Source organism: Salipiger mangrovisoli, assembly GCF_015223355.1.
GTDB classification, from domain to species: Bacteria; Pseudomonadota; Alphaproteobacteria; order Rhodobacterales; family Rhodobacteraceae; genus Salipiger; species Salipiger mangrovisoli.
Map to the genome: position 1 here is coordinate 326,834 of NZ_JADFFK010000001.1, position 15,163 is coordinate 341,996.

General features: G+C 67.4%; 12 protein-coding genes. 8 read left to right on the forward strand and 4 right to left on the reverse strand.

What is annotated here, in order from left to right; genetic code table 11:
• Window positions 1-7 precede the first annotated feature (7 nt).
• The 3 genes from IQ782_RS01605 (at window position 8) to IQ782_RS01615 (ending at window position 5,244) form a co-directional block, all read left to right on the forward strand.
• Window positions 8-1,771 (forward strand): sensor histidine kinase, encoded by a 1,764-nt coding sequence (locus IQ782_RS01605; protein ID WP_194132855.1) that lies wholly within the window; start codon window positions 8-10, stop codon window positions 1,769-1,771.
• Between the two features lie 62 nt (window positions 1,772-1,833).
• The gene (locus IQ782_RS01610) at window positions 1,834-3,168 is read left to right on the forward strand and encodes a sigma-54-dependent transcriptional regulator (RefSeq protein WP_092420755.1); all 1,335 of its coding nucleotides are present in this window, start codon (window positions 1,834-1,836) and stop codon (window positions 3,166-3,168) included.
• Between the two features lie 234 nt (window positions 3,169-3,402).
• On the forward strand, window positions 3,403-5,244 hold the full coding sequence (locus tag IQ782_RS01615) for a putative bifunctional diguanylate cyclase/phosphodiesterase (RefSeq protein ID WP_194132856.1): 1,842 nt from the start codon (window positions 3,403-3,405) through the stop codon (window positions 5,242-5,244).
• Here IQ782_RS01615 and IQ782_RS01620 read toward each other — a convergent pair.
• Both IQ782_RS01620 and mnmA read right to left on the reverse strand, forming a co-directional pair.
• Entirely contained in the window at window positions 5,241-5,573 is a 333-nt protein-coding gene (locus IQ782_RS01620) for a DnaJ family domain-containing protein (protein ID WP_194132857.1), read from the reverse strand. The two genes, IQ782_RS01615 and IQ782_RS01620, sit on opposite strands and share 4 nt — an antisense overlap.
• A gap of 66 nt (window positions 5,574-5,639) precedes the next feature.
• Window positions 5,640-6,782 carry a tRNA 2-thiouridine(34) synthase MnmA gene (mnmA, locus tag IQ782_RS01625; protein WP_194132858.1) on the reverse strand — a complete coding sequence of 381 codons (1,143 nt, stop codon included), beginning with the start codon at window positions 6,780-6,782 and terminating at the stop codon, window positions 5,640-5,642.
• Between the two features lie 259 nt (window positions 6,783-7,041).
• On the opposite strand from mnmA, the gene sciP reads away from it, so the two are divergent.
• The 4 genes from sciP to recG all read left to right on the forward strand — a co-directional run bounded on the left by sciP (window position 7,042) and on the right by recG (window position 12,708).
• Entirely contained in the window at window positions 7,042-7,326 is a 285-nt protein-coding gene (gene sciP, locus IQ782_RS01630) for a CtrA inhibitor SciP (protein ID WP_194132859.1), read from the forward strand.
• A gap of 237 nt (window positions 7,327-7,563) precedes the next feature.
• Window positions 7,564-8,271 (forward strand): response regulator transcription factor CtrA, encoded by a 708-nt coding sequence (ctrA, locus tag IQ782_RS01635; RefSeq protein WP_194132860.1) that lies wholly within the window; start codon window positions 7,564-7,566, stop codon window positions 8,269-8,271.
• A 65-nt stretch (window positions 8,272-8,336) separates the two neighbouring features.
• Window positions 8,337-10,610, forward strand: coding sequence for an NAD-dependent DNA ligase LigA (gene ligA, locus IQ782_RS01640; protein WP_194132861.1), 2,274 nt, complete (start codon window positions 8,337-8,339; stop codon window positions 10,608-10,610).
• A 7-nt stretch (window positions 10,611-10,617) separates the two neighbouring features.
• Entirely contained in the window at window positions 10,618-12,708 is a 2,091-nt protein-coding gene (gene recG / locus IQ782_RS01645; protein ID WP_194132862.1) for an ATP-dependent DNA helicase RecG, read from the forward strand.
• 575 nt (window positions 12,709-13,283) lie between these two features.
• On the opposite strand, the gene IQ782_RS01650 is transcribed toward recG, so the two are convergent.
• Window positions 13,284-13,748 (reverse strand): iron-sulfur cluster assembly scaffold protein, encoded by a 465-nt coding sequence (locus IQ782_RS01650; RefSeq protein WP_240989022.1) that lies wholly within the window; start codon window positions 13,746-13,748, stop codon window positions 13,284-13,286.
• Between the two features lie 69 nt (window positions 13,749-13,817).
• Here IQ782_RS01650 and hisI point away from each other — a divergent pair, with 69 nt between their 5' ends.
• Window positions 13,818-14,183 carry a phosphoribosyl-AMP cyclohydrolase gene (gene hisI, locus IQ782_RS01655; RefSeq protein ID WP_194132864.1) on the forward strand — a complete coding sequence of 122 codons (366 nt, stop codon included), beginning with the start codon at window positions 13,818-13,820 and terminating at the stop codon, window positions 14,181-14,183.
• A gap of 104 nt (window positions 14,184-14,287) precedes the next feature.
• Here the strand turns inward: hisI and gluQRS are convergent, their stop codons facing one another.
• Entirely contained in the window at window positions 14,288-15,163 is an 876-nt protein-coding gene (gene gluQRS, locus IQ782_RS01660) for a tRNA glutamyl-Q(34) synthetase GluQRS (RefSeq protein WP_194132865.1), read from the reverse strand.

Consider the following 15,163-nt stretch of genomic DNA (forward strand, 5'->3'; position numbering starts at 1 on the left):
GGGCGCCATGTCGGAGCTCGCGAGTGACAAGAAAGACAGACGGCGTTCGGGCCCGCTGAGTTGGCGGGTGCGGGCGGCGCTTATCCTTTTGCTGGTGCTTGCGGTCAGCACGGTGTGGATCACCAACGTCCTGCTGACCGACCGCTCCACCGCCTCGACGCGCAACCGCGCCGAGCTGCGGCTGGCGCTCTACTCCGGCAACATCCTTTCGGAACTGCGCCGCAACGCCATCGTGCCGCAGCTGCTGGCGCGGGACCCGGCGCTGATCGGGGCGCTGAACTCGGGCGACTTCAGCCAGTCGACGCAGCGGCTGATTTCCTATGTCGACGAGATCGGCGCGGCCTCGCTGATGCTGCTCGACCGCGACGGGCGCACCGTGGCGGCGACCGACCGCAACCGGCTCGGCTCGAACCACCGCTCCGAGGCCTATTACGTCGACGCGCTGCGCGCCAATACCACCGTCTTCACCGTGCAGGAGCGCGAGGCGGGAGGCTATGCCTTCACCTACTCGCGCCGCATGGAAAGCCAGAATTCGGCCATCGGCGTGATCATGGTCGAGGTCGATCTTGCCAAGTTCGAGCGTGCCTGGGCGGGGATCACCGATGCCGTGGCGGTGCTCGACTCCGAGGGGCGGATCATCCTTGCGACCGAGCCGCGCTGGCGCGGGCTGACCATGGACGAGGCGCTGGCCAAGCAGCCTGCCGAGAACGCCATCGAGCGCGCCATAAAGGCCACCGCCGACTGGACCGCGCTGCCCGCCGACGCCTATCTGCGCGGCGAGGCGGTGATGCGCATCGACGGGCGCATCCCGTTCCGTGGCTGGACCATGGCGACCTTCACCACCTACGCCTCGGTGCGCGAGAAGGTGAACGCGGTGCTGGCGCTGGAGATCATGGCCTTTGCGCTGCTGGCGGCCTCGGCCTTCTACGCGCTGTCGCGCAAGACCGCGCTGCGCATGGCGCTGTTCCAGCGCGAAAGCGTCGAGCTGCGCGCGCTGAACGCACGGCTGCAGCGCGAGATCGCCGAACGCGAGAAGGTGCAGAAGGACCTCGCGAGCGCCGAGCAGACGCTGGAGCAGAGTTCCAAGCTGGCGGCGCTGGGGGAGATGTCGGCCGCGGTCAGCCACGAGCTGAACCAGCCGCTGGCGGCGATGAAGACCTATCTTGCCGGGGCACGGCTGCTGCTCAAGCGCAACCGCCCCGAGGAGGCGATGACCGCCTTTTCCCGCATCGATGACCTGATCGAGCGGATGGGAGCGATCACCCGCCAGCTCAAGAGCTATGCCCGCAAGGGGCAGGCGAATTTCGTGCCCGTCGACATGGCCGAGGCGCTGGCCTCGTCGCTGTCGATGATGGAGCCGCAGCTGAAGGCGCGGCGGGTGCGAATCTCGAAGATCCTGCCCGACCAGCCGGTGATGGTGATGGGCGACCGGATGCGCATCGAGCAGGTGCTGGTGAACCTGCTGCGCAACGCCATCGACGCGACCAAGTCCGTCGCCAACCCCGAGATCGAAATCCTCCTCGCCAGCGGCGAGACCGCGACGCTGAGCGTGCGCGACAACGGCCATGGCATCGAGGATCTCGATGCGCTGTTCGAGCCCTTCTACACCACCAAGCAACCCGGCGACGGCACCGGCCTTGGCCTTGCGATCTCCTCGGGGATCGTCAGCGACCTCGGCGGGCGGCTCACGGCGCGGAACGGAACCGAAGGGGGGGCTGTTTTCGACATGCAGCTTCCTATCTTGAACCAGAGCCCTGCGGCGGCCGAGTGACGGGCCGTCCTGACCAGTATGAGACCGCGTAAAAAGAACACAACAAAAGGCGACCAGACCGAATGACCAAAGCCATGAAGATCGCCATCGTCGACGACGAGAAGGACATGCGCCAGTCGATCAGCCAGTGGCTGGCTCTGTCCGGGTATGACACCGAAACCTATTCCAGCGCCGAAGAGGCGCTCGGCGCCGTTGGCGCGGATTATCCGGGCATCGTGATCTCGGACATCCGCATGCCCGGCATGGATGGCATCCAGTTCCTCCGCAAGCTGATGGGCAACGACAGCGCGCTGCCCGTCATCATGATCACCGGCCACGGCGACGTGCCGATGGCGGTCGAGGCAATGCGCATCGGGGCCTATGACTTCCTTGAAAAGCCGTTCAACCCCGACCGCATGTCCGAACTGGCCAAGAAGGCCACCAACGCCCGCCGCCTGACGCTCGACAACCGCGTGCTGCGCCGCGAGCTCTCGGACGGCGGCCAGCTGATGAGCAAGCTGATCGGCCAGAGCCCCGCCATGGAGCGCCTGCGCGAGGACGTGCTCGACCTCGGCCAGGCCGACGGCCACGTGCTGATCGATGGCGAAACCGGCACCGGCAAGACGCTGATCGCCCACGCGCTGCACGCCGTGGGCTCGCGCGCCGGCAAGAAGTTCGTGCTGATCTCCTGCGCGGCGATGGATGAGGACGCGCTGATGCGCCGCCTCTTCGGCCCGATGCAGCCCGAGGACACGCGCCTTCCGGCGATCGAGGAAGCGCGCGGCGGCACGCTGGTGCTGGAAGACATCGAGAGCCTCTCGGACGCCTCGCAGGCCCGCCTTCTGTCGGTGATCAACGATCAGGGCACCCCGCCCGAGACGCGCATCGTGGCGATCTGCAACCTTCAGGACGAGGGCCGGACCTGCGAGACCGCGCTGCGCCCCGACCTCTACTACCGGCTCGCGGCGCTGAAGATCACCGTGCCGCCGCTGCGCCAGCGCGGCGAGGACATCCTGACGCTGTTCACCCGCTTCTCCGAGCAGTTCTCGGACGAATACGGCTGCGACTCGCCGCAGGTCTCGGCGCAGGAGGCGGCGCAGCTGCTGCAGGCCCCCTGGCCGGGCAACGTGCGCCAGCTCATCAACCTTGCAGAGCGCGCGGTGCTGCAGTCGCGTCGCGGCACGGGCACCATCGCCTCGCTGCTGATGAACGACCACGAGGACATGCAGCCGGTGATGACCACCGAGGGCAAGCCGCTGAAGGAATACGTGGAGGCCTTCGAGCGCATGCTGATCGACAACACGATGCGCCGCCACAAGGGCTCGATCTCTTCCGTCATGGACGAGCTTTGCCTGCCGCGCCGGACGCTGAACGAGAAGATGGCAAAATACGGCCTCCAGCGCTCGGACTACCTCTGAGCGCGGAGAGGCGTGCCTCGATTGCAAGAAACGCCGCCCGAGAGGGCGGCGTTTTTTGTGTGTTGGTGCGTCTCGCCATGGTGGCCACGCACCAACCGCGTCAGCCTGGCTGTTCGGGAACGTGGTTAATAGGATCTTAATACTTCATTGAAAGTGTGAACGAACCGGCGCCTTTCGGCCGCCGCGATATATTCATTTGACGATTTCCTTTGTGCCTGGGGGCTATCAGCGATGATGAGTGACCTGCCAGACCTCGATGCTTTCGGACGCAACGGCGTGCCGGTTTCCGAACTTGACGAGCTGCTCGACAGGATCGGGGCGGCCTCCCTGCCGCTCAGTGGCGCGGTTGCCTGCCTTGTCGATCTCGCGCCCGAGGTGGTCGGTCCGCGCGGCGTGCGCATGGTCGCTCCGCTGCACGGGCCGCTCTCGGAGGCGCTGCAATGCCTGATCGCTCACCGCAAGCAGATGGCTCCCTGCGGCGCGCGCAGCCAGGTCGTCAGCCGTGCGGTCGCAGGGCGCAGCTATCGCTTCCTGATCGAGAGCATCGGCCCCGACACGGGGTCCGACACAAGACCCGACGCGGGGAGCGACATGGGCACGGTGATCCTCGGCTACGAGGCGGACACGAAGACAGCGCACGATATGGAGCGCCGGGCGCGGCCCTTCCTCGACCTGCTGGAAGCCCTGCTGATTGAACGCTGCACCAAGCTCGCGGTGGTGCGGGACATGGCGGCGCTGGAGCTGGACGCTGCGGAGTTTCGGGAACAGGCCCAGAAGGACGCGCTCACCGGGCTGATCAACGCCTGCACCTTCCGCGAGAGGGCGCGACAGACGCTGGCCGAGGCGCACGGCCCCCATGCGCTGGTTCTTCTGGACGTGGATCACTTCAAGCAGATCAACGATCTGCACGGCCATCAGTTCGGCGACGTCTATCTCAGCGCCATCGCCGGAGTGTTGCGCGGCAGCTTCGGCCCCGACACGCTGATCGGGCGGATGGGGGGGGATGAGTTCGCGCTGCTGCTGCCGGAGGATGCGGACGGGGCGCTGGTGCGGGCCACAGAGGCCTGCCGCAAGGCGCTGGCCCGGCTGGGCGTGACCATGGGCAAGCCGGAGCTCGGCAGCGTCAGCATGGGCGCGGCGTTTTTCCCACGCCATGGCGAAAGCTATGATGCGCTGTTCGAACTGGCCGACACCGCGCTCTACGCCGCCAAGGAGAACGGGCGCGGCAGCGTGGTGTCCTTCGACCCGCACCGGCACCTGCGGTTCAGCCTGCGCGAGCTCATGCGCGACTTTTCCGAGGCGCTTGCGGAAGGCGAGATCAGACCGGTGTTCCATCCGGTCGTCGATCTCGCCACGGGACATTGCTCTGGCTACGAGGTGCTGGCGCGCTGGCGTGGCGCGTCGGGAGAGACGCTTGGGCCGGAGCGCTTCTCGCCGATCTTCGAGAACGGGGTCCTTGCAGAGCAGCTCACCCGCAGCATGATCACCCAGGCCAGCCACCTGCTGCGGTCGCTGCCGCAGCGGACGGCCGCAGGGGGGGCACCGCTGCGCATCGGGATCAACGTGACGGGCTTCGATTTGCTCAACAGCGATTTCGCCGGAGACCTCGGCGACCTGCTCTCCGAGCTCAGGCTGCCCTGGTCGGCCATCGTGATCGAGGTCCCCGAGACCGTGATGCTGGGCGAGACCGGCGGGCGGGCGTTCGAAACTCTCCGCGAACTCCGCGGGCGCGGGGCCCGCATCGCGCTCGACGATTTCGGCACAGGCTACGGCAGCCTGCGCCACCTCGAGGACTGGCCGGTGGACATGCTGAAGATCGATCGCCAGTTCGTGCAGGGGCTGAGCGCCCGCCCGCGCGACCGCGCCGTGGTGGAAGCGATCCTTGGCATTGCCCGCCGCTTCGGCTTCCGGGTCGTCGCCGAGGGGATCGAGACACCCGGCCAGCTGAGTTACCTTATGGCGATGGGGTGCGATGCCGGGCAGGGGCACCTGCTCTCGCCTCCGCTGGAGGCGCATGAGCTTGCCACGGCTCCCGCGGTCTACAGGCTGCGCGACAGGGTTGCTGACGAGGATTAGCCGCGCAGGAAGCGGCGGCGCGCCTCCTCGGCCATCGCCTGCTTCATCTGAAGCTCCGCCAGCTTCGCCATGGCTTCCCTGCGCTCGGCGGGATCGGTCAGCGTCGCGAGCAGCTGCCGTTGCGCCGAAACCTGCTTCTTCAGCGTGATTTCCTCGGGCAGCGCGCCGGCCTCGGCCATGATGCGGAAGCCCATGGCCTCGCCGGGGTCGAGATGCGCCTCGCCGCTGCGGTCGGGCAGGGGGCGGCCTTCGCCCTCCAGTCCCTGCAGCTTGCCCTCGGCGAGTGACTTCAGAATGCGGCGTTCGGTCAGACGGCTCAGCCACGACATGAGAAGGCCCACCCTTTCACAGAAAGGATGGGCCACGTGTCTCTGCGGGGCAAGGGGGTGCGGCGATCAGTAGCCGCGCCAGATCCAGCCGCCGCCGAAAATACGGCTGCCCTCGGGGGCATAGAACACGCAGGCCTGACCGGGGCTGACGCCTTCTTCCGGGGTCAGCAGCTCTACCTCGGCCGTGGTGTCCGAGAGCGGACGGATGATCGCATCGCGCGGCGGACGGGTGGAGCGGACCTTCACCTTGAGGTGCCACTCGTCGCGGCTGGTGAAGGGCTCATCGCCGAGCCAATTGATCTCGCGCACCGGGATGACGCGGGTCGCCAGCATCTCCTTGGGGCCGACCACCACCTGCTTGGCGTCCACGTCCAGCTTCACCACGTAGAGCGGCTCTTCCAGACCGCCGATGCCGAGGCCGCGACGCTGGCCGATGGTGTAATGGATCACGCCCTTGTGGGTGCCGAGCTTGCGCCCGTCCGCATGGACGATCTCGCCCGGCTCGGCCGCACCGGGGCGCAGCTTTTCGATCACCGAGGCGTAGTTGCCGTCGGGCACGAAGCAGATGTCCTGACTGTCGGGCTTGTCGGCGACCGACAGGCCGTATTTGGCCGCGAGCTCGCGGGTCTCGGCCTTGCTCTTGAGATGGCCGAGCGGGAAGCGCAGGTACGACAGCTGTTCGGGGGTGGTCGAGAACAGGAAGTAGCTCTGGTCGCGATTCGCATCCGCCGCCGAATGCAGTTCGGGACCTTCGTCGCCCAGCATGCGCTGGATGTAGTGGCCGGTGGCCATGCAATCGGCGTCGAGGTCCTTGGCGGTCTCGAGCAGGTCCTTGAACTTCACCCGCTCGTTGCAGCGGATGCAGGGCACCGGGGTGGCGCCGCCAAGATAGCTCTCGGCGAATTCGTCGATCACCGCGTCCTTGAAGATGTTCTCGTAGTCCAGCACGTAATGCGGGAAGCCCATCTGCTCGGCCACGCGGCGGGCGTCGTGGATGTCGATCCCGGCGCAGCAGGCGCCCTTCTTGGCCAGCGCCGCGCCATGATCGTAGAGCTGCAACGTCACACCGACCACGTCATAGCCTTCCTCGGCCAGCATGGCGGCGACGACGGAACTGTCCACGCCGCCGGACATGGCCACCACCACCCGCGTGTCGGCGGGGGATTTCGCAAAGCCAAGCGAGTTCAGGGTCTGGGTATCGAGGGCCATCGTCAATCTCCGGGAGTCCGGGGGAATATAGGAAAATGCGTTTTACTAACAAGGGCGCGTTTTAGACAGCGTTAAATCGCGCAAGGCCAGTATGCGTCACCCCCATAGCTGGGTCGGAGCATTGAGCCCGGTCGCGCGTCGGGGCGCCCTCGGGCCGGAGCGGCCCGCAATGCCGAGAGTATGGCAGAATCGGCGCCCCTGAGACAGCGGTCCCGCGCTGGTGCCTCGACCCAGGGGGAGGCCACACGGGACGACGACCATGTACCTGAAGAAGATCGATGGCCCGCGCGCGGTGACGCTGCCAGACGGCTCGATCATGACACGGGCCGACCTGCCGCCGGCGGAGACGCGGCGCTGGGTAGCCTCGCGAAAGGCCGCGGTCGTGCGCGCGGTGCGTCACGGTCTGCTGACGGAAACGCAGGCGATGGACCGCTACGCTCTCAGCTCCGAGGAACTGGCGGAATGGCTGAATGCCGTTTCGAGCCATGGCGAAGAGGCCCTCAAGGCCACGCTGGTGCAGCGTTTCCGCGAAGGTGGGGCCTAAAGGCACCGGTGCAGGGGCGCGCAAGACCCCCTGCGGATCGTCTACCCCTAGAGGATTCGGCCCGAGTGGCCCAGAAATGTCGCCGAAATGTAGAATATTGCGCGACCTATCCTTATGAGACTCTGTCAAAAGTTGAATGAATCTCCGTCTCGCTTAGACTGCGCCGGGCTGGGGTAAAGAACCATTAACTAAATTGGGACAGGCTCGGTGCAGGGGTAGAGATAAGCGGAGACAGCCATGCGCATCCTTCTGGTTGAAGACGATCCGACCACGTCGAAGAGCATCGAGCTGATGCTGAATCACGCAAACCTAAATGTCTACGCCACCGACCTCGGGGAAGAGGGCATCGATCTGGCGAAGCTCTATGACTACGACCTGATCCTGCTTGACCTGAACCTGCCGGATATTCACGGACATGAGGTGCTGCGCCAGCTGCGCATGGCGCGGATCAATACGCCGATCCTGATCCTTTCCGGTGCGGATGACACCGACAACAAGATCAAGGGATTCGGCTTCGGTGCAGATGACTACCTGACCAAGCCTTTCCACCGGGACGAGCTGGTGGCGCGCATCCATGCGATCATACGCCGGTCCAAGGGGCACTCGCAGTCGATCATCCGCACTGGCAAGGTCTCGGTGAACCTCGACGCCAAGACCGTCACCGTGGCGGAACGCCCCGTGCATCTGACCGGCAAGGAATACCAGATGCTCGAGCTGCTCTCGCTGCGCAAGGGCACGACCCTGACCAAGGAGATGTTCCTCAACCATCTCTACGGTGGCATGGACGAGCCCGAGCTGAAGATCATCGACGTCTTCATCTGCAAGCTGCGCAAGAAGCTTTCCGAAGCCACCGGGGATGAAAACTACATCGAGACCGTGTGGGGGCGCGGATACGTGTTGCGTGACCCCGAGCCTCCGGTCGGCGCCATGGCGGTGAACGCCTGATACTGGACGTGCCCCGCCGCGCGGCCTATCACGTCTGCCAAAAGGCGTGAGCAAGGAATGCGGCGATGGCCCAGACAGTGGCGGAGAAAGCGGTAGAGGCACTGACGGACGCGGAGGCGCGGGACGAGCTGGCCCGCCTTGCCGAGGTTCTCGCGCAGGCCAATACCGCCTATCACACCGAGGACGCCCCCGAGATCTCGGACGCGGACTACGATGCGCTCAAGCGCCGCAATCTCGAGATCGAGGAACGATTCCCCGCGCTCAAGCGCGCCGACAGCCCCAGTGAGCAGGTTGGCGCGCCGCTGGCCGAGGGGTTTTCCAAGATCCGCCACGCGGTGTCGATGCTCTCGCTCGGCAATGCCTTCGAACCCGAGGAAGTCGAGGAGTTTGACGCCCGCATCCGCCGCTATCTCGGGATGGAGGGCGGCGCCGGGCTGACCTATACCGCCGAGCCCAAGATCGACGGGCTTTCGCTCTCACTGCGCTACGAGAACGGCGCCCTGGTACAGGCCGCCACCCGTGGCGACGGGGCGGTGGGCGAGAATGTCACCGCCAACGCCCGCACCATCGCCGACATCCCGCAGAGCCTCGACGGGGCACCCGACGTGCTGGAAGTGCGCGGCGAGGTCTACATGAGCCACGAGGATTTCGCTGCCCTCAACGAACGGCAGGAGGCGCGTGGCGGCAAGCTCTTCGCCAACCCGCGCAACGCCGCCGCCGGCTCGCTGCGCCAGCTCGACGCCGAGATCACCCGTGCCCGGCCGCTGCGCTTCTTCGCCTACGCCTGGGGGGAGCTCTCGGCACCGCTGGAAGAAACCCAGATGGGGGCCATAGAACGGCTGCGGGCGCTGGGCTTCCAGACCAATCCGCTGACGCAGCTTTGCAATGGGCCGCGCGAGATGATCGCGCATTACCGCGAGATCGAGGCGCAGCGCGCCACGCTCGGCTATGACATTGACGGCGTGGTCTACAAGGTCAACGACCTCGGCCTGCAGGGGCGGCTCGGCTTCCGTTCGACGACCCCGCGCTGGGCGATTGCCCACAAGTTCCCCGCCGAGCTGGCCTGGACCCGTCTCGAGGCGATCGACATCCAGGTCGGCCGCACCGGCGCGCTGAGCCCCGTCGCGCGGCTCACCCCGGTCACCGTGGGTGGAGTCGTCGTGTCGAACGCCACGCTGCACAACGAGGATTACATCGCCGGGCGCGACGCAAAGGGCGAGGTGATCCGCCCCGACCCCGAGGGCCGTGCCAAGGACATCCGCGTCGGCGACTGGGTGCAGGTCTACCGCGCAGGGGACGTGATCCCCAAGGTGGCCGACGTCGACCTTTCCAAACGTCCCGAGGACGCGCAGATCTACAGCTTCCCGGCCACCTGCCCGGAATGCGGCTCCGAGGCGATCCGCGAGGAGGGCGACGCCGTGCGCCGCTGCACCGGCGGCCTCGTCTGCCCGGCGCAGGCGGTGGAGAAGCTGAAGCATTTCGTCTCGCGCGCCGCCTTCGACATCGAGGGGCTCGGCGCCAAGCAGGTCGAGCAGTTCTACCGCGACGGCTGGATCAAGGAGCCTGCGGACATCTTCGAGCTGAAGGCGCGCTACGGCTCGGGCATGCAGCAGCTGAAGAACCGCGAGGGCTGGGGCGACAAGAGCGCCTCGAACCTTTTCGACGCGATCGACGAGAAGCGGAAGATCGAGCTCAACCGGGTGATCTTCGCGCTCGGGATGCGCCATGTCGGCGAGGTGGTCGCCAAGGATCTGGCGAAACACTACCTCGGCTGGGATGCGATGATCGCGGCAGTGGATCAGGCAGTCCCGGCCGTCGAGCGTTACCGCAAGGCCGAGGCCGCCGTAGAAGAGGAGCGCAAGGCCGCCGCCGCCGCCGGTCGCCGTGCCCGCATCAAGGAGACGCAGGACGCGGTCTGGGCCGAAGAGCCGAAGGTCGCGCCCGAGGCGCGCGCTGCCTGGGACGACCTCGTCGGCATCGATGGCATCGGTGCCATCGTCGCAGTCTCGCTGGTGACCTCGCTGCACCAGCAGGCCGAGCGCGCCTCGGTGGACAGGCTGGTCGCGCATCTCGACATACAGGATGCCGAGCGGCCGGCGACGGAAGGCAGCCCCGTCGCCGGGCTGACCGTGGTCTTCACCGGCACGCTCGAGAAGATGAGCCGCGCCGAGGCCAAGGCGCGCGCCGAAGCGCTGGGGGCAAAGGTCTCGGGCTCTGTGTCGAAGAAGACCGACATCGTCGTCGCCGGTCCCGGCGCAGGCAGCAAGGAGGCCAAGGCGAAGGAACTCGGCGTGCGGCTGATGGACGAGGACGCATGGCTGGCGCTGATCGGCGGGTAACCCAAGCATGAGCCAGCGCCCCGAGGCCCTGTGGCCGCTCTTTGCCGAGCTGAAGACGCTGGACGGCGTCGGCCCCAAGACCGCCCTGGCGATGGAGGGGCTGGATGTCGTCGCGCCGCGCGATCTGCTGCTCACCCTGCCGCATTCGGTCATCGACCGCCGCCCGCGCGCCTCGGTGCAGGGCGCCGATCTGCCAGGCACGGTGACGGTCGAGGTGCAGGTGCTGCGCCACATGCCGCCCGCCGTGAAGGGGCGACCCTACCGCATTCAGGTCGAGGACGCCGAGACCACCTTCCAGCTGGTGTTCTTCCATGGGCGCGCCGATTACCTGACCCGCGTGCTGCCCGAGGGAACGCGCCGCCTGGTCTCGGGCAAGGTGGAATTCTTCGACGGGCTGGCGCAGATGGTCCATCCCGACCACATGCTGCCGCCCGAGGAGGCGCACACCCTGCCGCTCTTCGAGCCGGTCTATCCGCTCACCGCCGGGGTGACGCAGAAGCTGATGGCCCGCGCGGTGGCCGGGGCGCTGACCCGCGCCCCCGAACTGGCGGAATGGATCGACGGCCCGCTGAAGGAGCGCGAGGGCTGGCCTGACTGGCACGCCGCGCTCGAAGCCGCCCATGCCCCCGATGGCATGGCAGCACTGACCCCCACGGCCCCGGCCCGCGCCCGGCTCGCCTATGACGAACTGCTGGCGCATCAGCTGACCCTGGGCCTCGCGCGGATCAACCGCCGCCGCGGCAAGGGCCATCCCACCATGGGCGACGGGGCGTTGCGCCGCCGCGTGCTCTCGGCGCTGCCGTACCGGCCCACCGGCGCGCAGCTGCGCGCCATGGACGAGATCGCCGAGGACATGGCCGCCGAGAGCCGGATGAACCGCCTGTTGCAGGGCGACGTCGGCGCGGGCAAGACGCTGGTGGCTTTCATGGCGCTGCTCATCGCGGTGGAAGCGCGCGGGCAGGGCGTGATGATGGCGCCGACGGAAATCCTCGCCCGCCAGCACATGGAAGGGCTGCAGCCGCTGGCCGAGAGCGCCGGGGTGGTGGTCGAAATCCTCACCGGGCGCGACAAGGGGGCTGAGCGCAAGGCCAAGCTGGCGGCGCTGGCGGCGGGCAACATCCACATCCTCGTCGGCACCCATGCGGTGTTCCAGGATGATGTGCTGTTCAAGGACCTGCGCCTTGCCATCGTCGACGAGCAGCACCGCTTCGGCGTGCGCCAGCGGCTCGAGCTCGGGCGCAAGGGCGCGGCCGCGGACGTCCTCGTGATGACCGCGACGCCCATCCCACGCAGCCTCGCGCTGGCGCAATACGGCGACATGGACGTCTCGGTGCTCGACGAGAAGCCGCCGGGGCGCAAGCCGGTGCAGACCGCACTTCTCTCCACCGAACGCATGGGCGAGGTGGTCCAGCACCTGCGCAAGGCCGTCGCCGAGGGGCGGCAGGCCTATTGGGTCTGCCCGTTGGTCGAGGAAAGCGAGGTCTCGGACCTCTCCTCCGCCGAGGAGCGCTTCAAGCGCCTGCGCGCCGAGCTCGGCGAGGGCGTCGTGGGGCTTGTGCACGGCCAGATGCCGCCCGCCGAGAAGGACGCCGCCATGGCGCGCTTCGTCGCCGGGGAGACCAAGGTGCTGGTCGCCACCACGGTGATCGAGGTCGGGGTGAACGTGCCCAATGCCTCGATCATGGTGATCGAGCGGGCCGAGATTTTCGGCCTTGCCCAGCTGCACCAGTTGCGCGGCCGCGTCGGGCGCGGCGCGGCGGCCTCGACCTGCCTGCTGATGTACCAGCCGCCGCTGGGCGAGAGCGGCATGAAGCGGCTCACCACCCTGCGCGAGACCGAGGACGGCTTCCGCATCTCCGAGGTCGACCTGCAGATGCGCGGCGCGGGCGATCTGATCGGAACGGCGCAATCCGGCCTGCCGCGCTTCAAGGTGGCGGATCTGGAAAGCCAGGCCGGGCTCATGGCGATCGCCCAGAGCGACGCGCGGCGGCTGCTGGCGGAGGATCCCGACCTCTCGACGGATCGCGGCAAGGCGGCACGGATGCTGCTCTGGCTGATGCGGCAGGACGAGGCGATCAAGCTGATCAGCGTCGGCTGATCAGGGCAGCCCAGGCTAACCGGCTGAAAAAATTTACGTTCTTCAGGAGCCGGAGCACGCTGACGTGCTCCGGCTTTGTTCGTTCCGCACCTGCATTCTCATGTGTTCACAAATGTTCTCAAAAAGTTCTTTACTCGAATCGGATCGCATGAGAACAAAAGGGCAACAAGAGAACACGCAGATCACGCACCGACATCACACACCGACATCACGCAAAAGACAGCACGCACAGAGGGAACGCCAAGATGATCGACACCATCCGCACCACCATGAGCCGCTCGAACACCACCCTGGTCACCGACATGATCGGTGCCGTCTCGCTGATCGTCATCCTTGTCGGGGCGCTGCATCTGCCGCTGCTCTGAGTTTTCGACTTCCTGCCTGCGGTCTTGCCCCGGGTGCCGCCCGCATCACTGTCCCGATGCACCGCATTGTTTCCCCAGCTCCGGGTCGCCTGATCCCCGGACATGCACATCGGCATCCCCTAGGGTTCACAAGACACGCCACTGCCGCCGCCTCCCATCCCCGGAGTGCGGCGGTTTTTTTGCTCGGAGTCTGCGAGGGGGGGACGGCGCTCAGGCGCTGCGCGCGGCGGCGATTTCCTCGGCGGCCTCGGTCGCCGCCTCCAGCGCCAGCATGATCGAGGCGTGGCGGTTCTTGTAGGCCGCCGCCGGGCGCAGCACCTCGAGCCCGTCGAAGGGGGCGGGCGGGGTCGGGCCGTCCTCCTTGAGCATGGCGCGCAGCGCGTCGCGCGCCTGCGCCAGCTGCGCCGGGGTGCAACCGATGATCGCCTCGCCCACGACCGAGGCGGCCGCCTGACCCAGCGCGCAGGCCTTCACGTCCTGGCCGAAATCGCTCACCCGCCCGCCTTCCAGCGCCAGGTCCACGGTCACCGTCGAGCCGCAGAGCGGCGAGCGCTTCTTCACCGTGGCGCCCGGCTGCTCCAGACGCTCGGTCCGGGGAATATCCGCCGCCAGCGCCAGGATGCGCGAGGAATAGAGCTTGATCAGATCGGTCTCGGCGGAGGTGGTGGCGGTCATGGCTTTCCCTTTCGGCTCGCCCCCCATAGATAGGGTGCGCGCCCGGCGCCTGCAAAAGGGAATTTCAAAATGAACTTCGATCCTGCGACCCTGGTCTATGACGCAAACGGCCTGATCCCCTGCATCGCGCAGGAGGAAGCGACGGGCGAGGTGCTGATGATGGCCTGGATGAACGCCGAGTCCGTTGCCCGCACGCTCGAAACCGGCCGCGTCACCTACTGGTCGCGCTCGCGCCAGAGCTACTGGATCAAGGGCGAAAGCTCGGGCCACGTGCAGGAGCTGGTCGACCTGCGCGTCGATTGCGACCGCGACAGCCTGCTGGCGCTCGTGCGCCAGACCGGCCCGGCCTGCCACACCAACCGCCGCAGCTGCTTCTACACCGCCCTGCGTGATGGCCAAGAGGTCGAGATCATGACACCGATGGCAGAGAGCTGAGAGGTCGCGCCATCTGCGTATTTATGAAACGATGAAGGACATGGGCCTTCTTCTCTTTCCAAATACGCCGGGGTGAGGCGCGCAGCGCCGAGGGGCGGAGCCCCTCAGTCGCCGAGGCCGACCATACGCCGGATGTCCTCGGGGGTCGCGCCGCCCTCTCGGTAGGTCGCGATTGCCCGCGCGTCGTCGCGCTTCGCCAGCCGCTTGCCCTGCGCGTCGCGGATCAGCTCGTGGTGGTGATAGACCGGCGTCTCCAGCCCCATGATCCGTTGCAGCACAACATGGATCGCCGTCGCCTCGAAGAGGTCGTGGCCCCGCACCACGTGGCTGACCTGCTGCGCGGCATCGTCCAGGACCACCGACAGGTGATAGGAGCCGGGGAAGTCCCTGCGTGACAGCACGACATCGCCGACATGGTCCAGCAGCTGCGCGGGGCAGAGCGTGATGCGCCCGGTTTCGCCCGTGGGACCCGCGCCGGTCTCCTCGAACCACGCTGCGGACCCGATGGTCTCAAGCGCTCGCGCCATATCGAGCCGCAGGGCCGCGCCGCGCGGGCGGGGCGTGGTGCCGTAGCCGGGTGCGCGAAGAGCGCGGCACGTGCCGGGGTAGACCAGCCCGTCTGGGCCAAAGGCAGGCTCCGCGCCCTCCTGCGGCGCCGAGGCGGCGGCCTGGATGTCGCGGCGGGTGCACTGGCAGGGGTAGATCAACTCGCGCGCCCAGAGCGCGTCGAGCGCGGTCTCATAGGCGGGCAGCCGGTCCGACTGGCGCATCGGCACCTCGTCCCAGCAGAGGCCGAGCCAGCGCAGGTCCTCGTGGATCTGCGCCTCCCAATGGGGCCGCGAGCGGGTGCTGTCGATGTCCTCGATGCGCAGCAGGAAGGCGCCGCCCGCCGCCCGCGCCATTCCCTCGGCCAGCAGCGCCGAATAGGCGTGGCCGAGGTGCAGCGGGCCGGTGGGCGAGGGGGCAAAGCGCGTGCGCAA